This is a genomic window from Georgenia deserti (assembly GCF_042680605.1).
Lineage (GTDB): Bacteria > Actinomycetota > Actinomycetes > Actinomycetales > Actinomycetaceae > Allobogoriella > Allobogoriella deserti.
In genome coordinates, this window is record NZ_JBHUEE010000006.1 from 156,174 (window position 1) to 182,220 (window position 26,047).

A 26,047-nucleotide genomic window follows, 5' to 3' on the forward strand; every position below is an offset into this window, starting at 1 on the left:
GCGCGATTCCGCGCCGCGGCCGGTAGGTTTCCCCGGGGGTGCGCGCGGGTTGTGCGAGGGCCGGCGCGCCGGATCACGCTTCCTGGACGAAGGGCACGAAGACGATGAGTGACCGCGGACTCGAGCTGGCACGCGAGAAGATGACCGACGCCGGCGTGGCACCGGCGGCGATCGAGACGTTCACCCGGTTCTACCGGATTCTGGAGTCCGGCGAATCCGGTCTCATCCGCGAGGACGACGTCGAGCCGCTGCGGGACATCCCGCGCCACGCGGACCTGGACATCGCGGACGCGGACGCCGCCGCTGCGCTGGACCGCACCGCGATCATCAAGCTCAACGGGGGGCTCGGCACCTCGATGGGCATGGACAAGGCCAAGTCCCTGCTGCCGGTGCGTGCGTCCGGCGGCGAGATGCTCAGCTTCCTCGACGTCATCGCCGGCCAGGTCCGTGCCGCACGCGCTGCCACCGGGGCACGCCTGCCGCTCATCCTCATGAACTCCTTCCGCACGCGGGAGGACTCGCTCTCCGCACTCGCTCGTGCCGGCGACCTCGCCGTCGACGGGCTGCCGCTGGACTTCCTGCAGAACCGGGAGCCCAAGCTGCGCGCCGACACCCTGGAGCCGGTCGAGTGGCCGGCGGCTCCGGACCTCGAGTGGTGCCCACCCGGCCACGGCGACCTGTACCCGGCACTGCACGCCTCCGGCGTCGTCAAGGCCCTGCTGGAGGCGGGCTTCCGGTACGCCAGCGTGTCCAACGCGGACAACCTCGGGGCAGCGCCGGACGGCCGGATCGCCGCGTGGTTCGCCGCCTCGGGCGCGCCGTACGCCGCAGAGATGTCCCTCAAGACACCCGCGGACGTCAAGGGCGGACAGCTCGTGATCCGCAGGTCCGACGGACGGATCATCCAGCGCGAGACCGCGCAGACGCATCCCGATGACCTCGACATCGCCCTCGATCCGGAGCGGCACCGCTACTTCCACACCAACAACCTGTGGTTCGACCTCGAGGCGCTCGACGCTGAGTTGGAACGCACCGGCGGGGTGCTGGAACTGCCGCTCATCCGCAACGAGAAGACGGTGGACCCGACCGATCCCGACTCGCCTGCCGTGATCCAGATCGAGTCGGCGATGGGAGCCGCCGTAGCGGTGTTCGAGGGCGCGCAGGTCATCGAGGTGGGCCGGGAACGATTCCTCCCGGTGAAGACGACCAACGACCTGCTGCTCCTGCGCTCGGACGTCTACGACCTCACCGAGGACTACCGTCTGCGCGCCACGGCGACCCCACCACTGGTCAAGCTGTCCAAGACCTACAAGACGATCGGCGACTTCGATGCGAGGTTCCCGGCCGGTGCACCGTCGCTGCGGTCCGCCACGGCGCTGACGGTCGAGGGGGACTGGACGTTCGGCGCGGGTGTCACGGTCGAGGGTGACGCCGCGCTGCCCGACCGCGCGGAGCCCGCGAGAGTGCCGGACGGAGCGCGGGTCACCGCCGAGGGCGTCAGCGGCTGATCACCTCGCCGGGGACGTCGCCGCACGCCCGCGGGAGCGGCCGCGACCACCACGGCGCCGTCGGCCACGGCCGGATCCGCCGGGCTTCCCGGACGGAGCGCCGGCACCACCGCGAGCGGGTGCGGCCGTTGGGGATTCCGGTGCCGTCCAGGGCCCCGGGCGGCTGCGCTCGCCGGGTGCGAGCTCACGCAGCACCGGATGGTCGACCGTCCCGACGGACGTCGTGGCCGGCTTGATCCGCGCAGCCCGCATGAGGGCGCGCACGTCGCGGAGCTGGTCCTCGGTGGCCAGCGTGACGACCGTCCCGGCGGCACCGGCGCGCGCCGTGCGACCGGAGCGGTGCAGGTACGCCTTGTGCTCGGCCGGCGGGTCGGCGTGCACCACCAGGGCGACGTCGTCGACGTGGATACCGCGAGCGGCGATGTCGGTGGCCACCAGGGCGGTCGCCGTGCCGTCGTGGAACGCCGCGAGATTGCGGGTGCGGGCGTTCTGGCTGAGGTTGCCGTGCAGGTCGACGGCCGGGACGCCCTGGCCGTTGAGCTTCCGGGCGAGCGCCTTGGCGCCGTGCTTGGTCCGCGTGAACAGCACCGTCCGGCCGGGCGCGCTGGCCAGGTCCACGAGGACCGGGAGCCGTAGATCGCGCGGCAGCGTCAGCAGGTGGTGGTCCATCGCGGCCACGGGGGACTGGGCCGAGTCGGCTTGGTGCACTCGCGGGTCGGTGAGGTAGCGCCGGACGAGCACGTCGATGGCGTTGTCGAGAGTCGCCGAGAACAGCATGCGCTGGCCCCGCCTCGGCGTCGCGTCGAGAAGCCGGCGCACGGCGGGCAGGAACCCGAGGTCAGCCATGTGGTCGGCCTCGTCCAGCACCGTGATCTCGACCTCGGTCAGCGAGCAGTGCCCCTGACCGATGAGGTCCTCGAGGCGGCCGGGGCAGGCGATGAGGAGGTCGACGCCGCGGCGCAGTGCCTCGACCTGCGGTTGCTGGCCGACGCCGCCGAAGACGGTGGTGATCCGCAGCCCTGCCGCCTGGGCGAGCGGGCGGACGGCCTGCTCGATCTGGGCGGCCAGCTCCCGGGTCGGGGCGAGGACGAGTGCGCGCGGCCGACGCGCCTGCGGGCGGCGACCTGAACGGCGCAGCCGGGTCAGCAGCGGCAGGGCGAAGGCGAGCGTCTTGCCGGAGCCCGTCCGGCCACGTCCGAGGACGTCGCGGCCGGCGAGGGAGTCGGGCAGTGTCGCGGCCTGGATGGGGGTGGGGACGGTGATCCCGGCGTCGTGCAGGACGGCGGCCATGTCGCCGGGAAGGCCGAGGTCGGTGAAGGTGGACAGGGAAGGGCTGACTGAAGCAGCAGAAGTCACAGAGAATCTTTCGGTCGGCGTCTCGCCGCGGAGGTCCCCGCCGGCCGGCGGGATCGCGGAAGCGGAGCCCGCGATGGCGCGACATGTGCATCGCGCAGGGCCGGGGCAAGACCAGCCGGCCGCGAACCAGTCTACACGCGCGCCGCTCAGGAGCCGGTGAGGGCGGCGTCGTCCAGCTCGACGGCGGCCACCCACTCGCGCTTCAGGGCTCGCCACCGCTCGTCGTCGACCCCGCGGCGCCAGTACCCGGACGCGGACAGCTGCTCGCGGCTGACGCCCAGCTCGGCGCGCGCCCAGCGTCGCAGCACCCGCACGCAGTTGGCCTCGCCGTGGAGGAAGGCATGCGGAGCGCCGGCGGGCAGCTCACCGCGCTCGTGCGCGCCGATGACCGCCTCCTCCAAGGATTCGGTCCCGCGGATCACCCAGCTGATCCGGGTATCGGCCGGCGCCTGGAGGTCCTGCCGGTCCGCCTCGCTGGGCACCTCGACGAACGCGCGGGCGACGGCGTCGTGCGGCATGGCCTCGAGCGCGGCAGCGATCGCCGGCAGCGCGGCGTCGTCCCCGGCGAGTAGGTGCCAGCGAGCCTGCGGGTCGGGAGCGTAACCGCCACCGGGCCCGAGGAAGGTCACCTGATCGCCCGGCCGGACCCGCTGCGCCCAGGGACCGCCGTACCCCTCGTCGCCGTGCACCACGATGTCGATGTCCCAGGCGTCCTCCCGGACGTCGCGGATCGTGTAGGTGCGCAGGGTGGGACGTCCGTCCGGTTCCTCGGGCTCGGCCATGACCAGCTTGATGTACCGATCCGTGTACGAGGTCGGGTCCACGCGCGCGAGCTCGTCACCGGTCAGGGTCACCCGCACGAGATTCGGCGTGACGCGCCACGCAGCCGCGACGTCGACCGTGTGCGGTACCCGCTTGCGCTTCGGTGTCTCCGTCATGGTTAGGCAAGCCTAACCTCCGGACGGCCGTGGATGTCAGGACCGAGTGACTCAGCTCACGTCGGCTGCCTCGCCGGCGCCGAGCACGGCCCACCCGCGAGGGGGCACGGTCACGGTGGCGGCGTGCTCGTCGAGCTCACCGGACCCGGCGAGCAGCACGGTCGCGTCCGCGGCCGGAAGCCGCGCCCCGTCGTCGGCGATGTTGAGGGCCGTGACGACCGCCGCGCCGTCGGTCCCGGTGCGCAGTACCAGCCAGGTGTGAGCGACGTCGACGACGTCGGTGGCCGCCTCGTGCAGCCACGGGTTCCGGCGCCGGACGGCGATCAGGTCGCGGTGGGCTCGCCAGATCGGGTGGTCCGCCAGATCCCCCGGGCCGGGCGGCTGGGCCGGGAACGCCGGCCGGACGGCGTCGTCGCCGCCGAGCCGGTCCTCCTTCACGCCCGTCATGCCGAGCTCGTCGCCGGCGTAGACGGCGGGGGTACCGGCCACGGTCAGCAGGATGGCGACGGCGTGCGGGACCAGATCCTCGCCGACGGCGGAGGCGATCCGGGTGACGTCGTGGTTGCCGACGAAGGTGGCGGGGACGAACGTCTCGAGCATGCCGCGGTGGCGACCGAGGGCGTGCTCGGTCTCGAAGAGGTTGCGGTCCGCGATCCCGTGCCAGATGCCCTGCCACAGCTCGTACTGGGTGACGGTGTCCATCCCAGACCCGGCCACCAGCTGGGAGTAGTCGCCGTGGATGACCTCGCCGAGGAACCAGGCGTCCGGGTGGCGTTCGCGCACACGCGGCAGCACGGCCTGCCAGAACTGCGGCGGCACCGCGTAGGCCGCGTCGAGGCGCCAGCCGTCGATGCCCCGCTCGAGCCAGTACGTCATCACGTCGGTGACCTCGTCCACGACGGCCGGGGAAGAGTGGTCGAGCTCGACGAGGGCCTCGTGCCCCTCGAACACGTCGGCGGGGACCGGCCCGCCGGGTTCGTAGGAGTCCCAGTGGATCCGGAACAGGTTGGCCGTGGCGGCGTCACGGCCGTGGGCCTCGACCTCGGCGAACGCGGGATGGATGCGGGCCACGTGGTTGAAGACGCCGTCGAACAGGAGTCGGATTCCGCGCTCGCGGCACGCGGCGACCAGGCGGTCCACGTCGGCCTCGTCGCCCAGGCGCGGATCGAGGCGATAGTGATCGACCGTGTCGTAGCCGTGCGTCTCGGAGGCGAAGACCGGACCGAGCAGCAGGCCGTTGAGGCCGAGATCGACGAGGTGATCGAGCCACGGCTCGAGGTGGCGCAGCCGGTGGGCCGGGGCGCGCTCATCGTCCGTGGCCGGGCGGACGGGGGCGCCGGTGAAGCCGAGCGGGTACACGTGCCACCACAGGGCGTGGCGAACCCATTCCGGCTCGTCACGGGTCATGCGTCGGCCCTCCGCACGGTCAGGCGCCATCGATCGTCAGGCACCGTCGGTCGGTTCAGCTTCCCATGTGGCCGACGGATGCGAACGCGATGCAACTCCTGGCGTGGCCTGTCCGTTGGCCAGGGGTGGGAGGAGATGTCGCATGCACGAGCAGGACGACGCAGTGATCACTGACCGCCGGGCCGAAATGGCCGCCGAGCGGGCGCTCGTCGAGGCCGAGCGCGAGTTCTGGGATCGCATGGCGCGGGCGGGCCTCGACGAGGACACGGCCGAGGCTGATCCGGTGCTCAGGTCGACGGCTCGCGACGCAGGGTGACCCGGACCGCACCCGGTGTCGACCACCTGGGACGATGCTGACTCCGGTGATCGAGAGGAGGCGGCCCGATGAGTGTGGCGGAGCAGCCGGCGCGGACCGTGAAGTCCGCGGGGCGAGCACTGGAGCTCGTGGACCTCGTGGCCGAACGCGGCAGCGTGACCTTCCAGGACGTCGTCGACTCCGGCATCCCCAAGTCGAGCGCTCACGGCCTGCTCAGCACCCTGGTCCGCTCCGGGTGGCTCGAGCACTCACCGCAGGCGCGCCGGTACCGCCTCGGGCTGCATGCCTGGCAGGTGGGGCAGGCCTATGACGGTCACCGCACACTGCTGGAGTCCTCGCAGGCCGTCATGGACGACGTTCGTGACCGGGTCGGGGAGACCGTCCAACTCGCGCGGCTGGAAGGGATCGAGAACGTCTACATCGCGATCCGCCCGTCACCCAAGCCGATGCGGATGGCGTCCTCGGTCGGCATGCGGCTACACGCGCACGCCACCGGCATCGGCAAGGCGCTGCTCGGCACGCTCGACCCGGCCGAGGCGCGCCGGCGCCTGTCCGCCGTCGCGCTGCCGCGGTTGACGGAGAACACGGTGACCGACGTCGGCGCACTGATGCGGGTGATCACCCGCGCCCGCGAGGCGGGTTTCGCCGTCGACGACGAGGAGTTCATCGAGGGGTGCCGCTGCGTGGCCGTTCCCGTGACCACGGAGGCGGAGACGGGCGTCTGTGCCGCGCTGAGCATCACCATGCCGACCTCGCGCACGGCGGAGCGGTGGCCGCACTCGCTGTACCCCGTGCTCCGTGATGCCGCCGGGAGGATCCGCGCGGCCATGGGGGTGCCCGGATCGCTCTCGCCGTGAATCGGCCACGGCCGAGCATGGCTTGAACCATCACGGCGCCGCCTGCCATACTCCCGCGATTTCACGACCAGGAACCAAGGTTCACACATGTGAACCACCGGTTCGAAGGAGAATCGCGTGACGTATCCGGACGCCCCATGGCGGGGCGCAACCCTGGCAGGCGCCCGATGAAGGCCCTGCGCATGGCCGACGTCGGCCGCATGGACATCGTCGACCTGCCGGACCCGCACCCGGGTCCGGGCGAGGTCCTCATCCGGGTGATCGCCACCGGCATCTGCGGCTCGGACCTGCACGGCTTCACCGGTGAGAACGGCCGCCGGGTGCCGGGTCAGGTCATGGGGCATGAGTCGGTCGGGACCGTCGCAGCGGTCGGTGACGGTGTCACCGGGTTCCGTGTCGGAGCCCCGGTGACGTTCAACCCCGTCGTCGTCCCGGAGGCCGACGTCGAGGCGTACGCGGGACGCGAGCAGCTCAGCCCGAACAAGACGGTGGTCGGCGTCGCCCCCGACGTGGTCGCCTCCTTCGCGCAGTTCGTCGCCCTGCCGGCCCGCAACGTCGTGCTGCTCGAGGAGACGATGCCCCTCGAGTTCGGTGCGCTGGTCGAGCCGCTCGCGGTGGCCGTGCACGCGGTGCGGTGCGCCGGCGCCGGCTCCGAGGACGCCGTCCTCGTCACCGGTGCGGGGCCGATCGGTCAGTCCGTTGTCCTCGCGCTGCAGATGCACGGGGTGAGCCGGATCGCCGTGACCGAGGTGATGGCCTCGCGGCGCGAGCTCGTCGCCCAGCTCGGCGTGGCCGCCATCGACGCGACCCGCGCGGATGCCGGCGACGCCGTGGCCGCGGCGTTGGGTGGCCCGGCCGACCGGGCGATCGACGCCGTCGGCATCGAACCGACGCTGCGCTCGGCGCTGACCGCCACGCGCATCGGCGGCACCGTGTGCCTGGTCGGGATGGGCGCGCCGCAGCTGGCCCTCGACGCGTTCGCGATCAGCACGGGTGAGCGCGCGCTCGTCGGGTCCTTCACCTACTCCGCGCAGGACTTCGCCGACGCCGCCGCCTGGATCGGCACCGCGCCGGACCAGGCGCGCGCGCTCATCTCCCGGCAGGTGCCCCTCTCGGAAGGTCCGCAGGCCTTCACCGACCTCGCGGCCGGTGCCGACGTGCCCGGCAAGATCCTCGTCCGCCTCGACCAGGAGGGCTGAAGGTGGCCACCGCATCCGCCACGACACCTACGATCGCCCAGGTCCGCGCCTACACCGTCCGCGGCAAGGGCGCCGACTACCACGACCAGTCGGGCTACCACTGGATCGACGACCACATCGCGACGCCGATGTCGATCTACCCCGAGTACCGGCGGTCCCGGCAGAGCTTCGGCATCAACGTCCTCGGCACCCTCGTCGTCGAGATCGAGGCCGACGACGGCACCGTCGGATTCGCGGTCACGACGGCCGGCGAGATCGGCGCCTGGATCGTCGAGAAGCACCTCGCCCGGTTCCTCGAGGGCCGCCCGGTCACCGACCTCGAGCGCATCTGGGACCAGATGTACCGCTCGACCCTCTACTACGGCCGGCGCGGCGTGGTCCTCAACGCCATCAGTGGCGTCGACCTCGCCCTCTACGACCTGCTCGGGCGTCTGCGCGAGGAGCCGGTCTACGCCCTGCTCGGCGGTCCCGTGCGCGACGAGCTGCAGTTCTACGCCACCGGCGCCCGGCCCGACGTCGCGAAGGAGCTCGGGTTCATCGGCGGCAAGATGCCGCTGCATCACGGGCCCGCCGAGGGGGAGGAAGGCCTGCGGAAGAACCTCGACGCGCTCGCGGACATGCGCAGCCGGGTCGGCGAGGGCTTCTGGCTCATGTGGGACTGCTGGATGTCCCTCGACGTCGACTACGCCACCCGGTTGGCCGGCCGCGCCGCCGAGTACGGGCTGCGGTGGATCGAAGAGGCGCTCATCCCCGACGACTACTGGGGCTACGCGCAGCTCAAGCGCCAGGTCCCGGCAGGGATGCTGGTCACCACGGGCGAGCACGAAGCCACCCGCTGGGGATTCCGGCAGCTGCTGGAGACCGGTATCGACATCATCCAGCCCGACGTCGGCTGGTGCGGCGGCATCACGGAGCTGCTCAAGATCTCGGCGATGGCGGACGCCCACGGGACGATGGTCGTCCCGCACGGCTCGTCGGTGTACTCGTACCACTTCGTCGTCACGCGCACGAACAGCCCGTTCGCGGAGTTCCTCATGATGCACGAGACCGCGGAAGAGATCGTGCCCATGTTCGCCCCGCTGCTCCTCGGTGAGCCGGTGCCCGAGAACGGGCGGTTGCGCGTGCCGGACACGCCCGGCTTCGGCGTCGAGCTCAACCCCGAGGTCGAGCGCACCCGGCCGTTCACCCACTGACCCCGCCACCACCGGCCGAGAGCACCGGCGTGCCCCGGGATCACCGGCCACCCGAGTCCAAGGACGGACCATGATCGACATTCTCTGGCTCGCGCTCAGCATCGCGGTCATCGTGCTGCTGATCATCAAGGTCAAGCTGCACCCCGCCATCTCGCTCGTCCTCGGGACCCTGCTGCTCGGCACCCTGACGCAGGTCTCGACGGGTGAGCTGGTCGGCGTCGTCACCGGAGGTTTCGGTGAGCTCATGGCCGGCATCGGCCTGTCGGTCGGCTTCGGCATCATCCTCGGCCAGCTCATGTCCGACTCCGGCGGTGCGCGGGTGATCGCCCGGACGTTGGTGGGAGCGACGTCGGACCGGTTCGCGATGTTCGGGCTGGCCGGAGCGGCGTTCCTGCTCTCCATCCCGGTCTTCTACGACGTCACGTTCGTCATCCTCGTGCCGTTGGCGATCGCCATCGCGAAGGAAGCCCGCAAGCCGATGCCGCTGGCTGTTGGCTCGGTGGCGCTCGGCGCCGGCACCGCGCACACGATGGTGCCGCCGACGCCGAACCCGCTGGCGGCGGGCGAGATCATGAACTTCGACGTCGGCATCATGCTGCTGGTCGGCGGCATCGGCGGGTTCGTCTCGGTGCTCGGTGGTGTCGCCCTGTACTCGATGATCCTGCCCCGGGTGTGGCGGCCCGCCGGTGACGTCGACGGTGAGCCCGCCATGGTCGAACACGCAGGCGTGCGGCGCGAGCCCGGGTTCGTGCTGGCGCTGCTGCCGCTGCTGGTCCCGATCGCCATCATCCTCACCGGCACCGTGTGGTCGGCGACGGTCGAGGAGCTGCCCGGCTGGGCGGCGTTCGTGACCGACAAGACGATCGCGTTGCTGATCGGTGCCCTGGTGGCGTACCTCGTCGCCGCCCGCGGGATGAACCGGGACGAGATGAACGAGTCGGCGGGGACCGCGGTGCAGAGCGCCGGCCTCGTGCTTCTGGTGACCGGTGCCGGCGGCGCGTTCGGTGCGGTCATCGAGGCGGCCGGCATCGGTGACCTCATCGCCGAGTCGGTTTCCGCCTTCGGGGGCAACTTCTTCGTGGCGCTGCTCGCGTGCTACCTGGTGGGCATGGCGTTCCGCGTGGCGGTCGGCTCCGGCACGGTCGCGTCGATCACGACGATGACGATCATGGCCTCACTCGCGCCGGTGATCGGGGTCCACCCGGTGTGGGTCGCGATGGCGTGCCTGTCCGGGGCGCTGAGCCTCGGCCACCTCAACGACAGCGGGTTCTGGGTCACCGCCAAGATCCCGAACTTCTCCGTCACCGGTGGCCTGAAGGTCTACACGCTGCCGGAGTTCCTCGCCTCCGTCGTGGCGTTGGCGTTTACGCTCGTCGGCGCCACCGTGTTCCCGATGGGTTAGCGTGGCGGAATCGAGCACGGTCAGGCACGGTCCCCGAGGGCGGCGATGTGATCGGGCAGTCGCTCATGACTGCCGTACATGAAGTGGTGCTGCATCCGCTCCGAGTACCGGCTCGCCTCGGTGGTGCGGCCGACAGCCTCGGCCACCTCGCGGATCAGCATCGGTGAGGCGCCGCAGCAGACTCCGAGGTAGTTGACGCCGAGTGCCGCAGCCTCCCGGGCGAAGGCGCCGATCTCGTACCGGTTCGTCTGGAGCGGGTCCAGGGCCGTGGGGAAGGTGCGGCCGTGCGGAGAGGGCACCCTCGCGCCGTCGTCGGAGAGGTTGAAGAAGGTCGGTTCCTTCGCCGTCGTGCGGTAAGGGACGGGAAGAGCCCCGACGTGGCAGGAGACGGCGGCGCGAATCCGCCGGAGCCAGGGCAGCATCGTGTCCGGTCCGCGGAAGCAGTTCAGGCCGACGACGTCGGCCCCGGCCTGTTCGAGTCGCTGGCACGTCTCGACGATCCCGACGCCGTCGGCCATCTCGTCCATGGCCATGGGGGCGAGCGTCAGCACGATCGGGAGACCGGAGGCCCGCGCCGCCTCGAGTGCAGCGAGGGCTTCGCCGGCGTAATAGAACGTCTCGCCGATGATGAGGTCGGCGCCGGCCTCGACGGCCCAGCCGACCATCTCCTCGAACATGGCACGGACCTCGGTCTGCCGTGCGGTGTCGGCGGGATCCCAGACGTTGGTGTTGGAGATGTTGCCGGCCATGAGGTCACCCGGTCGGCGGTCGGCGACCTCGCGCGCGATGGCGAGTGCGGACCGGTTGAGCGGCTCCAGGAGATCTTCCTTGCCGATGACGCGCATCTTCTCGCGGTGGCCGTTGTAGGTGAACGCCTCGACGATGTCCGACCCGGCACGTTGGAAGTCGACGTGCAGGGCCCGGAGGGCCTCCGGATGGTCGAGCGCGACCTCGGGAACGAACTCGCCGGCGCTGAGGTAGCCCCGCCGTTCGAGCTCGAAGAGGAACCCCTCGGCGCAGATGACGGGGCCGGCGTCGAGGCGCCGGCTCAGCGTACGGTCGGTGGTCACGGCGAGCTCCTCGGTGGTGCGGGCGGTCGGTGGCGGCCATGCTGGCAAGCGCCCGGCTGGGAGTGGCGGCCGTCGGGGCGCCTGTTCGCATAGCGGACACCAGGCGGATCTCGTGAGGCGGCGTTCTCGATGCGTGGAGCGCGCGGCGCGTCATTGTCCGACGCGGTAGGCCGATCTCGGTGCTTCCGCGGAAGCGCACTGAGCCTCGGCGGCGCTCGCGCTTCAGCGGAAGCGTCTCGGGTATGGCGAACTGCCTGACCGTGCCGTTCGGCCGACCTGCCAGGTTCGCTGCCCGCCGGAACCGCCCCATGAGCTGGTCGGCCGAAATGTCAGCGGCGCCCCGTAGCGTACGAACACGCGTTCGAATCCCTGCGTGATCGTGAGATGGAGGCGAGAGCCATGACGACGACGTCGGACCCCGTCGCTGCAACAGAACCTGGGACCGGCCAGCCTGCCGGCGCCCAGCCTGCGCCGACGAGTCCGCTGATGAGAGCACGGCGGAACGGCCCTTGGAGGAGGTCGAGCTGGAACTGAGCACCTTGGCCGCCCAACTGGCGTCCGCAACATGCCGGTTCCTGCAGCTGGTCGCCGAGTTCGATGCCCGCCAGGGCTGGTCGCAGGTTCACGGGATCGTCTCGACGGCGCAATGGCTGTCCTGGCGATGCGGGCTCTCGGCCGGGACGGCGCGCGAGCAGGTGCGAGTGGCCCGTGCCCTTGCCGATCTGCCCGAGATCACCGCGGCATTCGCGGCCGGACAGCTGAGCTACTCGAAGGTGCGCGCGATCTCCCGCGTTGCCACGGCCGAGACCGAGCACGACCTTCTCCAGATCGCCGAGGCGGCGACGGCGAATCAGCTCGATCGGTTCTGTGCTGGCGTTCGGACCGCGTCCACCGTCGAGGGCGTCAACGAGCGGCACAGCGACCGGCGCCTGACATTCCGTACCGAGTGGGACGGGTCCGTGGCCTTCAGCGGCCGGTGCTCGCCGGAGGACGGGGCGGTCATCGTGGAGGCGCTGCGACGGGTGCAGGACCAGCTCGAGGCCGGCACCGCGCACACCAGCGACTCTCCGGCACCCCGGGCGAGGAGTCCAAGGTCGCCGCGGGCCGCGCCTTGATCGACGCATTGGTGCTGTTGTGCGAGCACGGCGTGCTCGGGCCCGCTGTGCCCGTCGAGAATCTCGAGAGCATCGATGCTGCCGACACCGTCGATGCCCCCGATGTGGACAGCTCCGGGGACACCGGACCGATCGATACCGGACAGAGCGAGGACCCATGCGCCTCGACCGGCCCGCGGATGCCCGGCGTCGCACGTGGATCGAGGCGCTCGGAAACGATCCTGCACGTGACCCTGGACGACCTCGCCGAGACACGGGTGGCTCCGGCCGAGACGTCGGCAAACCGCCGGCTGATCGGACCACGGCTCGAGTTCGGGCCGGCGCTCCACCCCGAGACCGCGCGTCGCCTGACCTGTGACACCGGGGTCGTTCTGCACATCCACGAGGCCGAGCAGGCGCCACCTGCTGACCCGCCCCGCCGTGTCCGACGCGCGAAGCAGCGTTTCCGGGTCACTCCGAGTGCGCGGTCCGGTCGGACGGTCGACCTCGGCCGGCGCCGTCGGACAGCGAGTGCGGCGCAGTTCCGTGCCCTGTGGGAGAGGGATCAGGGATGCCGATTTCCGGGCTGCGAACGGCGCCGGTACCTGCATGCTCACCACATCATTCACTGGGCCGACGGCGGCCCGACCGACCTGGACAACCTCGTGCTGCTGTGCGGCGAGCACCACCGCCTCCTGCACGAAGGCGGCTTCGTCATCGTCGCCGACGCCGACGCGGAGCTGACGTTCCAGTCGCCGGACGGCGTGGTCGTCGAGCCTGTGCCGGCATCGCCGACGGTCGACCTTGGTGCCGCGCTGCCGCTCGCGCTCGCCGGGCCGGTGCCGGCGAGCGACGATCCCCACCCGCTGGCGCCGACCGGGGGTGGCAGCAGGCTCGACCTCGACTATGCGCTCTCCATCGTCATGGGGAACTGGGACATCGCCCGACGGCGGGCGGAACGCGACCGCAGCGGTCCCGACTCGGCGCACAATTCCGAGTGTGCCGCGTGACGACGCGGCGGCCCGGCGGATCGTCCACGCTTCAGCGGAAGCGGACGATGAGCCGCTGGGGTGATCCGGACTCTCGGTGCGTCACTCGGGCCCGGTGCTCTCGCCGGCTCGTGCGTCCTCGAGCGCGGCGATGAGCGTGCGTGCGTCGTGTGACCCGCGGTGCCGGACGCCGTTGAGAAAGAACGTCGGTGTCCCCCGCGCCCCGCTGGCCCGCGCGCTGAGCATGTCTGCCCGAACCCGCGCGATGACGGACTCGTCGGCGACGTCGTCGTCGAAGCGGGACATGTCCAGCCCGAGGTCGACCGCATATCCGCGCAGATCGTCGGGCTCGAGCTGGGACTGATTGGCGAACAGCACGTCGTGCAGATCCCAGAACCGCCCCTGCCGCGCGGCCGCCTCCGCGGCGACTGCCGCACCGAACGCCCGGGGGTGCACGTCCTCGAGCGGCAGGTGCCGTACCACGTATCGGATGCGGTCACCGAAGTGGTGGCGCAGATCCGCCCACATCCCGGTGACGCGCGCGCAGAACGGACACTCGAAGTCCAGGTACTCGACCACGGTGATCGGCGCGTCGTCGTCACCGTGGATGTGATCCCGCCCGGGATCGACCTCCGGCGTGAGCACCGTCGGAAGGTCGGCGCTCGTCTCGCCCTTACGACGTGCCGTGGTGAACATCGCCAGGCCGATGAGCGAGGCGGCCACGATCGCGAGAAGCACGCCCACCGTGGCCGCTTGAGCCTGAGCGGGATCGGTGAAAGCCAGATCGATGATCAGCAGCGAGACCGTGAAGCCGATACCCGAGAGCGCCGCGCCACCGGCCACGCTTCCGGGCCCCACGCCGTCGGGGAGTCGGCCCAGCCCCAACCGGACCGCCAGCCCGGAACCGACCGTGATCCCGGCGAGCTTGCCGAGCACCAGACCGCCCGCGACGGCCCACATGATTGCCGACCCGAGCGCGGCCACGAGAGCCCCACCCCGCAGGTCGATCCCTGCGTTGGCGAGCACGAAGACCGGGACCACGACGAGCGAGACCGGCGTGCTGAGCGCCAGATGAAGCCGCTCGTTCACCGAGATCGACCGCGCGAGGCCAAGCTGCACGCTGCGCGCCGGGCCGGCTCCGGGGGACTGCCAGTAGTCACGGAAGAGGTACTTCGCACGGAGCACGTCGTGCCGCTCCGGCTCTCGGGACGGCACCAGCAGTCCCGCCGCCATGCCGGCCAGCGAGGGGTGCACCCCGGCAAGCACGGTGGCACCCCACAGCACGACGACGGCGAGGACGTACGGACCGCTTCGCCACTCGCGCGTGCGGCCGAGCAGCCACAGTGCAGCCAGGCAGGCGAGCGCCACCACGAGCGGCATCACCTCGACCGCCTCGGAGTAGACGACGCCGATGATGGCGACCGCGAGGAAGTCGTCCACCACGGACAACGTCAGCAGGAAGACGCGCAGCTGACTCGACATCCGCGGGCCGACGATCGCCAGGACTCCGAGTAGGAAGGCGGTGTCTGTCCCGACGACGACGCCCCACCCCTCCGGGGCCTCGGCCCCGGCGATCACCAGGTAGATCAGGGCAGGAGCCGCCACCCCGGCGGTTCCGGCCACGAGCGGGACGAGTCGGCTGCGGCGGTGCCGCAACGACCCGACCGAGAGCTCCTGGCGGACCTCGAGCCCCACGAGGAAGAAGAAGGCCACCATGAGGCCGTCGTTGACCCAGTGGTGCAGGTCCATGTCGAACCGCAGATCGCCGATCTCGAGGTTGATCCGCAGCTGCCAGAGCGCCTCATAGCTCGCGGACAGGGGCGAGTTCGCCCACACGAGCGCGACCACTGCCGCGCCGAGGAGCAGCAGTGCGCTACCGGTCTCGGACCGCAGTCGATCGAGGAGTGTCCGCAGGGGGCCGGGCCCCGGACTGTCCATGGCGGGAAGCCTAGGCCCGCCCGGGTCGACCGTCTCGATCAGGAGCGGAACTCCTCGGCGGAGCGGACATCCTCGCTCGGGCCGGGGTGCCCGGTGAGGTTGTGCTCGGTCACGTCGCGTCGGGCCACGTTCTCGCGGACTTGTGCCCTCTCGGTGTCGAGCCGCGCCTCGGCGTCCTGCGTCGCCGCCCAGGAAGCGAGCATCGCGAGCCCGTCCGCGGTGGGGGAGCCGGCTGGTGCGGTGTAGACGTTGAGCACCAGACCGGGCTCCGACGGCAGGTCCATGGACTCGAAATCGAGGTCGAGCTGGCCGACGACCGGATGCCGGACGCGCTTCACGCCGCTGCGGTGCAGGCTCACATCGTGAGAAGCCCAGCGCTGGCGGAAGAGTTCGCTCTGGGTCGAGAGCTCACCGACCAGTTTGATGAGGGCGCGATCGTGCGGATTACGCCCGGCCTCCAGGTGGAGCACCGCGGCGGCGTCGTTGGCGATCTGGTCGTAGTCGACGAAGAACTCCCGCGCGGCCTCGGGATACAGGTACACGAACCGTGTGGCGTTCGCCGGCCGGTGCGGATCGATGAGCACCGGTGCGTACAGCGCCCGGGCCAGCTGATTCATCGCCACGATGTCTTGGCGGCCGTTGCGCACCCATGCCGGGGCGCCCGTGATGGCGTCGAGGACCTGCTGGACGGCCGGGCGTACCGTCGTGGCCTGCCGAGGACGGCCGCGGCGCGCGGACGGTCCGGCCACCCGGGCCAGGGACATCAGATGCTCGCGTTCGGCCTCGTCGAGCTGGAGTGCGCGGGCGAGTGCGTCGAGCACGCCGTCCGAGGCGCCGGCGAGGTTCCCGCGTTCCATGCGCACGTAGTAGTCGACCGAGACCCCGGCGAGCATGGCGACCTCTTCCCGGCGCAGGCCGGTCACGCGGCGGTTCCCACCGTAGGCGGGCAGGCCTGCCTGATCCGGGGTGAGTCGCGCACGACGGGAGCTGAGGAACTCACGGACCTCGGCGCGATGGTCGATGTGTCCCATGCGGCCCCACGTTAGGCCGTGCCGCGCCGCGGAGGGAGGTCCTGCGAGTACCCGGATGGGTCGGCACTCCCAGCTGGCGCCGGCGCGCAGCAGGCTGGAGACCGCTCCCTCACCGACCGGAAGGAGAGCCTCGTGCTTCAGCAGTTCACCAACCTGCCGAGCCGACCGCGTGCCCGGCGAGTCGACTGCCCGACCTGCTCCGGGCTCGGGTTGGTCCGTGCCGGCCGGACGACGCCGGGCCCCACCGGACTTCCCGGACTACAAGTCCGAGGTCCTCGAGTGCCCCGCCTGCCACGGCCGGGGCTGGACCTCGCTCAGACCCGGACGAGCGGCGCGCAGAGGTGCTCGGCGAGGCGCTCGCGCAGCCGCGCGTCCACCTGTTCGTCCGTGAACGCCTCGAGGAACCACAGACCGTCCGCGCTGAGCCGCGTCACCATCCGGTCCAGGACGCCGTCGTCCGCGTCCCGGGTGACCGGGGGCGTCCACCGTGCCAGCAGGCGCGCCCACGGCGCGCGGAAGGCGGGGTGAGTGGCGGCGTCGAGCATGAGGAGGAGCTCCGAACGGGTGGAGCTGCGCGCCGAGGTCCGGACGTACGCACCGAGCCGCTCGTCGTCGCTGGCCTCCTCGTACGGCTTGGCGAGCTCCTGCAGGAGCGCCCGCTCCCACTGAGCGGCGACGTGTTCGTGCAGCGCGAGCAGCAGATCGTCCTTGGAGTGGAAGTGGTAGACGAGTCCGCCCTTCGTCAGGCCCGCCTCGTTCGCCACCGCCTCGAACGTGATGGCGGTCAGCCCGCGGGTCTCGAGCACCCGCTGGGCGGCGTCCAGAATGGGCAGGCGATGGGATTCGCGCATCGAACGACTCCGTCGTGAAACTCTCAGGGCGGCCCCAAGCCTCCCACGCTCCGCGCGTGGGTCGGACCAGCTGCCGCGTGTGGCGACCTCAGGGAACGGTGTAACCCGCCGCGCGGAAGAGCTCGTACCACTCGGCCCGGGTGAGCGGGAGCTCCGACCCCGCCGCGGCGCCCGCCACCCGCTCCGGCGTCGTGGTGCCGAGGACAACCTGCATCTGTGCGGGATGACGGGTGATCCACGCCGTGGCGACGGCGATGGCCGGGACGTCGTACTGCGCAGCCAGCCGGTCGATCACCGCGTTGAGCTCCGGGTACTCCGGTGAGCCGAGGAAGGGACCGGTGAAGAATCCGGCCTGGAACGGCGACCACGCCTGCACGGTGATGTCGTTGAGGCGGCAGTAGTCCAGCAGGCCGGCGTCCCGGCCGATCGACTGGTCGAGGTTGGCCATGTTGGCCGCCACGCCCTGCGCCACCAGCGGAGCGTGCGTGATCGACAGCTGCAGCTGATTCGCGACGATCGGCTGCCGAACCGATCGCTTGAGCAGCTCGATCTGGCCCGGGGTGTGGTTCGAGACCCCGAAGGCGCGAACCTTCCCCGCGGCGGCGAGCTCGTCGAAGGCGCGCGCGACCTCGTCCGGCTCGACCAGGGCGTCGGGTCGGTGCAGCAGCAAGATGTCGATGTAGTCGGTCCCCAGGGCCGCCAGCGAGCCGTTCACCGACTCGACGAGGTGCTCGTAGGAGAAGTCGAAGTACGGCCCGTCCTTCACGATGCCGGCCTTCGTCTGGATGACGAGCTTCTCGCGGTCGGCGGAGCTGAGCTGCATCGCCTCGGCGAAGCGGCGCTCGCAGCCGTGCGGCTCGGAGCCGTAGACGTCGGCGTGGTCGAGGAACGTGATGCCGGCGTCCATTGCGGTCCGCAGCAGTGTGCGGACCTCCTCGTCGGACTTGTCCTGGATGCGCATCAGGCCGAGAACGACGTTCGGGACGGTCAGGTCCGTGCCGGGCAGCGTGAAGGTCTTCATGGGTCCTTGGGTCTCGTCTCGTGCGTGCGGTCGCGACGCCCGGCTTCACCCTAGACCTGCTGGCCGGTCCCGTCCGTCGTCGCCGCCGTGCGGGCGGCGAGCCACCACGCCGCAAGGGGCCGCATGTTCAGCGGCGCCCTGAAGTGTCCGTCTCGATCGACGGCGGCCGGGGTCCGGAATTGCAGACCGGACCCGCCGTAGAGCACCTCACGTAGGCCGCCGGCGACGTGGTCAGCCTGTGCCGGAAGTCCGTAGTGGCGCAGCATCGCTGCGAACATCCACCCCGAACCGATGAGAACCTCGTTGACCTGCAGCTCCTCGCCGCCGTCGCGGTCGTAGCGCCGCAGCTCCCGCTCACCGATGAGCAACGGCCCGACGCGTCCGCCGTCGTAACCGAGATGGCAGATCTCGTACGCCGCGTCGAGATGTCCTTGGATGCGCTCGAGCGCTACGCCGGTCGACGCGCCGCAGACGTCGGCGTAGTACAGGCCCCAAACGGAGTCGGGCATGACGGCGTCGACATACTTTCCCTCGGACGCTGCGCGGAAGAATTCGCCGTTCCACAGCCGGCCCAGGACCTCCGCGGCGGCGTCACGGCGTGCGAGGAACAGCCCGGGATCCTCTGCGCGCCGTTCGGCTTCGCGCGCCGCGGCCGCCCACATCCCGGTGTGCAGCGCTGCGGTGTACGTCGAATGCCCCCGCAGCGCGAGGTTGTCCCAGGTGGTGTCCCCGAACTCGTCATGCCGGGGCACGGCGGCATCGAGCCGTTCGAGAGCCTCCCGCAGGCGCCGCCACGACTCGCCCGGCAGCTCCCGGTCGGTGAGCCGGGCGTGGGCCAGGCGCGCGAGGACATGCGCGGGCGTGGCATCGCGCCAGGTGTTGGGGTCGTCGCGCATCACATAACCGTTGAGTCGAACGAACGGATCCTCCGGGGCGCTACCGAGGTCGTGCGGGAGGTGCCCGGCACGGAGCATCCTGCGGTGCTCCGCGACTCGGTAGACCGGTCGCTCCCGCTGGTCCGCGCCGATCAACGCCTCCTCGAGGTCACCGAAGACGAGGTCGGCCAGTCGGGGCCAGGTCAGGCTCAGCGCCGGGAACGCGTAGTGCCACAGGTCGGTGGTGTCGTAGTAGTAGTAGCCCTCATCGAGCCCTTCGAGCAGACCGAGATGCTCGGAATCGGTGAGCAGTCCGTCAGGCGCCGGGTTGGCGCCGTCGATCCAGGCTGTCCCGAGCGAGGTGACGAGGCCAAGTTCGTTGATGACACACCCGGCGACTTCCCGCGACCAGCCGGCGCGGGTGAGCCGGGCCGACGTCGTCTCGTGCCAGGCGTCGATACGGGCGAGCCAGGCGTCGGCCTCAGAGTGCGCGCGCCCGGCCAGTTCGGTCGCGTCTGGGCGCGTGGTGGCGGCGTACCGACGCCGCCACGTCCGCCCGGAGCCGAACGTCACCTCGGGCCAGTCCATCGAAACGGCGAAACGCACCTGCGCGCTCGTACGCCCCGGCGCCAGGTGTGCGGCGACTGCGGAGCCGATCGGTTCGTGCCAGTGCGCGGGCCAACTTCCGTCGGGCGTCACACCAAGGCGGCCGGTGGTCGCGAAGGCGTGCCGGACCGCACCGAGCGTGAAGGCCTGCTCGTGGTCGGGAACGCCGGTCGCGTTCTGGTCCGTCTTGAACTCGACCTGGCGACTGAATTCCTCTGCTTCTCCGCTGACGCTGACGCAGGTCTCCGGAGCGAGCCGCCCAGGGAGGACCTCACGGGTCTGCCGTACAGCGGTTCCGGCGTCCGGTACGGTCGCCGGGCCGTTGCGGTTGCCGGCATGGTGGTGGCCCGGCCAGGCGCGGTCGCCGCGCTCATCGGTGGTGACCCAGGACGGGCACCAGCCCGCCAAGTTGGGCCAGAAGAGCGCGACGTCGACCCGCGGCAGCCGTTCGCCCGGGACCGCATGCACCTCGACGTCGAACACGACGACCGGCAGACCGGCCAGCTCCTCCTCGTCCGGCAGGACGGGGGAGAAGGCCGTCAGGGTCACCGTGAATGGCATGTCCGGGGCGGTGAGCCGTTCGAGACTCAGCGGAAACAGCGCGGCCACCTCGTGCCGTACGCCGGCCTGTGCGCGCAGGGTGCGGAAGTGGTGCCGCCCACCTAGCTCGTAATGCACCGCGAGGAACGCAGGCTCGACGTCCTGGACGAGGTGTGTGCCGGGGTGGAGGTGCCAGCGGCTGAACCGCCCGGTCAGATCGCGCGAGAAAGCGGGGCCGCCGATCGGACCGAGGAACAACCCGTGCCCGGGTCCGTCGTCGTGGCTGCGTGGCTTGGCGGTGAACGCGGCCTCGGGCGCGCCGCAGGTGGCAAAGGCGGTCCGGGCGCGCTCCCACCGCGTCATGCTGGTCTCAGGCATCTCGTCGATCAGTCGGAATCAGTGGTCAGGACCTCAACGCCGGCGCTCGCGAACGCGCGCGCCGTGCCCGCCTCGAGGGGTCGGTCGGTCACCAGCACGTCGATCCGGTCCAGCGGTCCGAGGCGAACCGGGGCTGCCACCTCGAACTTCGAGTGATCTGCCATGAGCACCACTCGGTTGGCGCTGCTGACCAGCGCCTGTTTGGTCGGCCGCTCGAGATCGGTGGCCACGAAGGTCCCGGAGCTGCGGACCGCGGCGGCGCCGAGGAAGAGGATGTCGGCGTACAGCCCGGCGAGCGCATCGATGGTCTGCTGGCCGATGAACGCCTGACTGGCGGCGAGGAGTTCGCCGCCCAGGCCGATGACCTGGGCGGCGGACAGGCTGAGGGCATGCTGCAGCACGGGAACCGAGTGGCTGATCACGCAGCCGTCGAACGAGCTCGGTAGAGCGGCCGCCACCTCGAAGGTGGTCGTCCCGGCGTCGACCGCGACGGTGGCACCCGGTTCGACGAGCTCGACGGCTCGGCGCGCCATGCGGCGCTTCGCCTCTCGTGCCTGCGCCCCGCGACTGGTGAAGTCGGCCGTTCGAAGCGTGCCGTGCGGCAGGCTCGCCCCGCCGTGCACCACACGGAGTTCGCCGGCCGCGGACAACTTGTGCAGATCGCGCCGGACCGTCATGTCCGAGACCTCGAGCAGATCCGCCAGCTGTGCGACGGACTGGAAGCCGTGGATCTGCAGCAGCCGGATGATCTCCGCGCGTCGCGCGTTCGCAGCGCGTGGGCGGGCCGACTCCCCCATCGCCACCTCCTTCGACGTGTTGTTAGTGGAGCATACTATGTTGACATTCAAACACCAGCGTGTTTACTAGGCACCAGCAAAACGCAGTCAGAGCTCAGGAGTTCACATATGGCCACGGCTACGGCGCCAGACCTGGTCTTCGTCGGGGCTCTCACGCTGGACGCGATCGCCCTCGTCGAGTCGAACCCGGTGCCCGACTCACGGCAGGTCGCTCTCGACGTCGCGCACGCCGGCGGTGGACCCGCCGCCACGGCGGCAGTTGCGGCCGCACGCCTGGGTGCCCGTACGGCCGTCGTCGGCACGGTGGGCCGTGACGCCGAAGGGGAACGCGTGCTCGCCGAACTCCGCGCGGAAGGTGTGGACACCGGCGGCATCCGTGTGGAGCCTGGTCGGCGTACCGGGGCGAGCGTGATCCTCGTCGACGCCGCGCACGGCACCCGTGCCATCGCGACCCGACCCGTCCCCGAGGTGGTCCTCGACGCTGCCGGTGCGGCGCTCGTCGACCGCGCCGCGTGGGTGCATGTCGACCACCTCGGGTGGCGCCCGGTTCGTGACCACCTCGCCGACTCCGGTGCTCCGGCGCGGTTGTCCGTCGACGGAGGGAACCCGATCGACGGGTTTACTGCGGCGGGTACGGACCTGTACGCGCCGACGGTCCCTGCGCTGCGTGAGCGCTTCGGACAGCATCCGGTCGAGCACCTGCTCTCCCTGGCGCTCGAGGAGGGCGCGCGCTCCGTCGTCGCCACGCTCGGCTCGGACGGCTCCGTCGCACGTGACGCCTCCGGTCGCCACCACTGGGCCGCGGGCCACCCGGTCGACGTGGTCAGCACCCTCGGTGCCGGGGACGTGTTCCACGGGGCGCTGCTGGTCGCGACCGCGAGCGGTATGCCTCTGCAGGACGCCTTGCCCTACGCCAATGTCGCCGCCGCGCTGTCCTGCCGCGGCCTCGACGGACGCAGCGCCGTTCCCACCGATCCCGAGGTCCGCGCCGTGCTCGGCGCGGCCTCGGCGACCGCAACCCGACCCGCCGAGGAGGCCCGATGAGCACGGCGACACCATCGCCCGCCACCCCTGACCTGACAGCCCTGCAACGCGCGTCGGGGGGTTACGCCATGCTCGCCGTCGACCAACGTGAGGCGATGAGGAACATGTTCGCCGACCATCAGGACGACCCGGTCAGCGACGAACAGGTGACCGCGTTCAAGGTGGCGGCCACGCGGCTCCTCACGCCGCACGCCTCGGCCGTGCTGGTGGACCGCCAGTTCGCATGGGACGCCGTGGTCGAACAGGACGTCGTCGCGGACGGGTGCGGCCTCATCGCCGCCGCCGACCGTTTCGCGCCCGCGCACGGCGAGCTCGTCGGAGAGGTGACGATCGACCCGGACGTGGTTCCCGAGCGTGTCCGCAGCCAGGGGGCTGTCGCCATGAAGCTGCTCGTCCTGTACCGACCCGACTCGGACCCGGCCGAACGGATCACCATGGTCGAGGAGTTCGTGGACCGCTGCCGTGGGGCCGGGCTCATCAGCATCATCGAGCCGGTCTCTCGCGCGCCCCTGGCGGGGGGCAGTTGGGATCACGACGCCGGCGTGCTCGCGGCGGCGCGGGAACTCGGCAGCCGCGGTGCCGACCTCTACAAGGCCGAGGTGCCGATGCGCGGCGAGGGCAAGCCGGACGAGATTCGTCGCCGCTGCGCGCAGATCAGTGAGGCGGTCGCGTCACCTTGGGTCGTGCTGTCCAGCGGAGTCCGCGAGCAGGACTTCCCCTCCGCGGTGGAGCATGCCTGCCGCGAAGGTGCCTCCGGCTTTCTCGCCGGACGGGCGGTCTGGGCCTCGTGCATCGGGTCCGACGATGTCGAGGCCGAGCTGCGCACCGCCGCGGTCGAGCGGTTGCGTCGCCTCGGCGAGATCGTCGACGCAACGGTAGGGCGGTGACAACCGTGCGCGTCGCCGTCATCCCTACCGCACGCCCGACCTTCGTGGTGGACGTCGCCCGCCGGCGTGCCGAGGACGCTCGCGACACGCTGCGGGATCTCGGCGCCGAGGTGGTCGGTCCCGGCGATCTCGTCATGACTCCCGAGGATGTCGAGCACGCTGCAGACACCTTGCAGGAGGACGTCGACCTCGTCGTCCACGTGTGCGCGTCCTTCTCCGACGCCAATCCCGCGCTCGAGCTCTACGCGGACCGGGACGAGCCGATCTTGCTGTGGTCGTTCCGGGAGCCGGGGCCGGTCGGCGATCGGTTGTGGCTGAACTCGCTGTGCGGCGCCAACCTCATCGGGCACGCACTCGTCCGCGCCGGCGCCGCGGTGCGCCTCGTGTACGGCGACCCCGACGAGCCGCAGGTACGTGAGACGTTGCGACGCGCACTCGGCGGCGAGTTGCCGCCGGCGCCGGACCTTCCGGCCGGGCACCGTGCACGCGCAGACGTGGACGAGGTGCGGGAGTCGCTCGACAGGTTGCGCGGCTCGACGATCGGGACCGTCGGTGACGCTCCCCCTGGGTTCACGCCGAGTGAGTACGACCCGGAGGTGCTCGAGCGCCTGCTCGGCCTGCGGGTCGAGCCTCTGAGCATCGACGAGACGTTCGCGAGGATCCGCGCCGTTCCGGACGAGGAGCAGCGGGCCGAGGTCGCCGACGCCACGGCCGCTCGACCCAGCCTGGCCGATCTGGATCCGCAGGAGGTCTCCCGGCACGCCGCCGTGACGACGGCGCTGCGCGATCACTCGGCCAGTCAGGCTGTCGCGGCGCTCGCGGTCCGCTGCTGGCCGGAGTTCCCCAGTCAGCTGGGCGTCTGCCCGTGCTCGTCGCTCTCCCGTCTCGCGGACGAGGGGCTGCCCACGCAGTGTGAGCGCGACGTGTACGGCGCCGCCACCATGCTGCTGCTCGGGGCTCTCGGGGGCGGGCCCACGTACCTGGTGGACACCGTTGACCTCGACGCCGAGCGCAACATCGTCCGGGTATGGCACTGCGGGTCTGCTGCCACCGAACTCGCCGCCGAACCTCGGAACGCCACGCAGTTCGTCCACTGCAACCGCAAGATCGGCGTCGCCGGGAACTTCCCGCTCCGCACCGGCCCGGTGGTGATGGCTCGGTTGACCGAGGATCCCGAGGACTCGAACCGCCTACGTCTGCTCATCGCCTCCGGTGAGTCGATCCTTGCCCCGAACCGCTTTCAGGGCAACAGCGCCGACGTCCACCTCGACGCCGACGCCACGCAGTTCGTCCACGGCCTCGTCACGGGTGGCTTCCCGCATCACACCGTCCTCGCCTGGACCGATGTGCGCCCTGCACTGCGCACCGCCGCCGACCTGCTCGGCATTCCCGTCATCGAATGGTGAACCGCACGTTCAAGGGAGAACACCGATGAATCACAACTCTGCACTGCCTCGCCGCCGCGCCCTCCAGCTCTTCGGTGTCGGTGGTCTGACCGCTGTCGCGACGGCCTGCGCCGGCCCTGGGTCCGGCGGGGGCTCGGACGCCGCCGAACAGGGCTCGGGGCCGGCGACCGACGGTCCGATCGAGGGCGACGTCTCCTTCGCCCATTGGCGGGCCGAGGACCAAGCGGTGTTCGCGGACCTCATCGACGCCTTCACCGCCGAGCACGGCGAGGTGAGCATCGCTCAGGAGATCTCGCCGTCGAACGACTACCAGACCACTGCGCTGCAGCGGATCCGTGGTGGGAACATCGGGGACCTGTTCGTGGCGTTCCGGGGCGCCCAGTTCGTCGACATGGTCAGCGCCGGTCTGTACGCGGACCTCACCGATACCGACGTCCTCGACAAGTACACCCCCGACCTCATCACCGCCGGCGAACAGGACGGCGTCCAGTACGGCTTGCCCTACCAGTTCGTCTTCAATCAGCCGATCACGAACCAGGACCTTCTCGAATCGGTGGGCGTGACGGAGCCGCCGACGGACTGGGACGGGTGGCTGGCCATGTGTGAGGCCGTCCTCTCGGCGGGCAAGGTTCCGATGGCATGGCCCGGTGGCGAGATCGGCAACGCAGGCCACCTCTTCAACGCCATGGTCATGAACAACGCGCCGAGCGACGACATGTGCACCAAGATCGAGACCGGCGAGTACGCCTGCACCGACGACTGGTTTCTCACCACGCTGCGGCAGTACGAGGAGCTGCGGCCGTACTTCCAGAACAACCCCACCGGCACCGCCGTCGAGCCCGCCGAGCAGATGTTCGCGCAGGGAGAGGCCGCGTTGCTCGCCACCGGTTCGTTCCACATGACCGCGGTCCGTGAGCTGGGCGCCGAATTCCCGATCGGCATGATGGCGCCGATCACCGTTGCCGCTGACGAGGCCAGGTACGAAGGTGTCTCGAACGCGACCTTCATCCTCGGGGTGAACACCGCGTCCGAGAACCAGGCCGCCGCGTACGCCTTCCTGAACTTCCTCTCCGACCCGGAGAACGCGGGCACCTACGCCAACGCCACGGCTCAGCACGTCACCGTGTCCGACGTCGAGTACGACGACGACGACCTCGCGGCCACCTCGGAGTGGCTCGAGAAGAACACGCTGCTGGCGCCGCGGTTCCAGTTCACCGACCTCGACATCCGCAATGCCGCCGAGCAGGCCTGCATCGACGTCGTCGGCGGCGCCACGCCGGAGCAGGCGGCCGAACGAGCCCAGGGCGTGATCGACCAACGCATCGAGAGCTGACCAGCGCACAA

General features: G+C 70.9%; 22 protein-coding genes. 12 read left to right on the plus strand and 10 right to left on the minus strand.

Annotation, left to right across the window (positions count from 1 at the left end; translation table 11 throughout):
* Positions 1-104: 104 nt before the first annotated feature.
* Positions 105-1,508, plus strand: coding sequence for a UTP--glucose-1-phosphate uridylyltransferase (locus ACFSE6_RS12350; protein WP_388007296.1), 1,404 nt, complete (start codon positions 105-107; stop codon positions 1,506-1,508).
* Here ACFSE6_RS12350 and ACFSE6_RS12355 read toward each other — a convergent pair whose 3' ends face one another.
* The 3 genes from ACFSE6_RS12355 to ACFSE6_RS12365 all read right to left on the minus strand — a co-directional run bounded on the left by ACFSE6_RS12355 (position 1,509) and on the right by ACFSE6_RS12365 (position 5,209).
* Positions 1,509-2,798, minus strand: coding sequence for a DEAD/DEAH box helicase (locus tag ACFSE6_RS12355; RefSeq protein WP_465254152.1), 1,290 nt, complete (start codon positions 2,796-2,798; stop codon positions 1,509-1,511).
* A 212-nt stretch (positions 2,799-3,010) separates the two neighbouring features.
* Positions 3,011-3,802 carry a siderophore-interacting protein gene (locus ACFSE6_RS12360; protein WP_388007302.1) on the minus strand — a complete coding sequence of 264 codons (792 nt, stop codon included), beginning with the start codon at positions 3,800-3,802 and terminating at the stop codon, positions 3,011-3,013.
* 51 nt (positions 3,803-3,853) lie between these two features.
* Positions 3,854-5,209, minus strand: coding sequence for an alpha-amylase family glycosyl hydrolase (locus ACFSE6_RS12365; RefSeq protein WP_388007305.1), 1,356 nt, complete (start codon positions 5,207-5,209; stop codon positions 3,854-3,856).
* 142 nt (positions 5,210-5,351) lie between these two features.
* On the opposite strand from ACFSE6_RS12365, the gene ACFSE6_RS12370 reads away from it, so the two are divergent.
* From ACFSE6_RS12370 to ACFSE6_RS12390, 5 genes are all read left to right on the plus strand, one after another.
* Complete coding sequence (locus tag ACFSE6_RS12370; protein ID WP_388007308.1) at positions 5,352-5,525, plus strand: hypothetical protein; 174 nt, start codon at positions 5,352-5,354, stop codon at positions 5,523-5,525.
* A gap of 68 nt (positions 5,526-5,593) precedes the next feature.
* Positions 5,594-6,382 (plus strand): IclR family transcriptional regulator, encoded by a 789-nt coding sequence (locus ACFSE6_RS12375; RefSeq protein WP_388007311.1) that lies wholly within the window; start codon positions 5,594-5,596, stop codon positions 6,380-6,382.
* Positions 6,383-6,549: 167 nt separating this feature from the next.
* Positions 6,550-7,581: a zinc-dependent alcohol dehydrogenase gene (locus ACFSE6_RS12380; protein WP_388007314.1), complete on the plus strand. Its 1,032-nt coding sequence runs from the start codon at positions 6,550-6,552 to the stop codon at positions 7,579-7,581.
* A gap of 2 nt (positions 7,582-7,583) precedes the next feature.
* Complete coding sequence (rhmD, locus tag ACFSE6_RS12385; protein WP_388007317.1) at positions 7,584-8,774, plus strand: L-rhamnonate dehydratase; 1,191 nt, start codon at positions 7,584-7,586, stop codon at positions 8,772-8,774.
* Between the two features lie 70 nt (positions 8,775-8,844).
* A complete protein-coding gene (locus tag ACFSE6_RS12390) occupies positions 8,845-10,176 on the plus strand; it encodes a GntP family permease (protein WP_388007320.1) in 1,332 nt (443 codons plus the stop codon).
* Between the two features lie 20 nt (positions 10,177-10,196).
* Here ACFSE6_RS12390 and ACFSE6_RS12395 read toward each other — a convergent pair whose 3' ends face one another.
* A complete protein-coding gene (locus ACFSE6_RS12395) occupies positions 10,197-11,246 on the minus strand; it encodes a homocysteine S-methyltransferase family protein (RefSeq protein WP_388007323.1) in 1,050 nt (349 codons plus the stop codon).
* 509 nt (positions 11,247-11,755) lie between these two features.
* Between ACFSE6_RS12395 and ACFSE6_RS12400 the strand changes: the two genes are divergently transcribed.
* Positions 11,756-12,361, plus strand: coding sequence for a DUF222 domain-containing protein (locus ACFSE6_RS12400; protein WP_388007326.1), 606 nt, complete (start codon positions 11,756-11,758; stop codon positions 12,359-12,361).
* 227 nt (positions 12,362-12,588) lie between these two features.
* On the plus strand, positions 12,589-13,350 hold the full coding sequence (locus ACFSE6_RS12405) for an HNH endonuclease signature motif containing protein (protein WP_388007329.1): 762 nt from the start codon (positions 12,589-12,591) through the stop codon (positions 13,348-13,350).
* A gap of 81 nt (positions 13,351-13,431) precedes the next feature.
* Here the strand turns inward: ACFSE6_RS12405 and nhaA are convergent, their stop codons facing one another.
* From nhaA to ACFSE6_RS12435, 6 genes are all read right to left on the minus strand, one after another.
* Positions 13,432-15,267, minus strand: a complete 1,836-nt coding sequence (gene nhaA, locus ACFSE6_RS12410) for a Na+/H+ antiporter NhaA (RefSeq protein WP_388007332.1) — start codon at positions 15,265-15,267, stop codon at positions 13,432-13,434.
* Positions 15,268-15,305: 38 nt separating this feature from the next.
* Entirely contained in the window at positions 15,306-16,298 is a 993-nt protein-coding gene (locus ACFSE6_RS12415) for a helix-turn-helix transcriptional regulator (protein WP_388007335.1), read from the minus strand.
* Positions 16,299-16,612: 314 nt separating this feature from the next.
* Positions 16,613-17,149: a TetR/AcrR family transcriptional regulator gene (locus ACFSE6_RS12420; protein WP_388007338.1), complete on the minus strand. Its 537-nt coding sequence runs from the start codon at positions 17,147-17,149 to the stop codon at positions 16,613-16,615.
* A gap of 88 nt (positions 17,150-17,237) precedes the next feature.
* A complete protein-coding gene (locus tag ACFSE6_RS12425) occupies positions 17,238-18,170 on the minus strand; it encodes an aldo/keto reductase (protein ID WP_388007341.1) in 933 nt (310 codons plus the stop codon).
* 50 nt (positions 18,171-18,220) lie between these two features.
* A complete protein-coding gene (locus ACFSE6_RS12430; RefSeq protein WP_388007344.1) occupies positions 18,221-20,569 on the minus strand; it encodes a GH116 family glycosyl hydrolase in 2,349 nt (782 codons plus the stop codon).
* Between the two features lie 8 nt (positions 20,570-20,577).
* Complete coding sequence (locus tag ACFSE6_RS12435; protein ID WP_388007347.1) at positions 20,578-21,366, minus strand: DeoR/GlpR family DNA-binding transcription regulator; 789 nt, start codon at positions 21,364-21,366, stop codon at positions 20,578-20,580.
* 108 nt (positions 21,367-21,474) lie between these two features.
* Here ACFSE6_RS12435 and ACFSE6_RS12440 point away from each other — a divergent pair, with 108 nt between their 5' ends.
* The 4 genes from ACFSE6_RS12440 to ACFSE6_RS12455 are packed head-to-tail and all read left to right on the plus strand — an operon-like array spanning position 21,475 to position 26,036.
* On the plus strand, positions 21,475-22,410 hold the full coding sequence (locus ACFSE6_RS12440) for a PfkB family carbohydrate kinase (RefSeq protein WP_388007350.1): 936 nt from the start codon (positions 21,475-21,477) through the stop codon (positions 22,408-22,410).
* Positions 22,407-23,297, plus strand: a complete 891-nt coding sequence (locus ACFSE6_RS12445; protein ID WP_388007353.1) for an aldolase — start codon at positions 22,407-22,409, stop codon at positions 23,295-23,297. Before ACFSE6_RS12440 ends, ACFSE6_RS12445 begins: the two co-directional genes overlap by 4 nt.
* Positions 23,294-24,703, plus strand: coding sequence for a hypothetical protein (locus ACFSE6_RS12450; RefSeq protein ID WP_388007356.1), 1,410 nt, complete (start codon positions 23,294-23,296; stop codon positions 24,701-24,703). The genes ACFSE6_RS12445 and ACFSE6_RS12450 overlap by 4 nt, the downstream gene beginning before the upstream one ends.
* 25 nt (positions 24,704-24,728) lie before the next feature.
* Positions 24,729-26,036 carry an ABC transporter substrate-binding protein gene (locus tag ACFSE6_RS12455; protein ID WP_388007359.1) on the plus strand — a complete coding sequence of 436 codons (1,308 nt, stop codon included), beginning with the start codon at positions 24,729-24,731 and terminating at the stop codon, positions 26,034-26,036.
* The last annotated feature ends 11 nt before the right edge of the window (positions 26,037-26,047 follow it).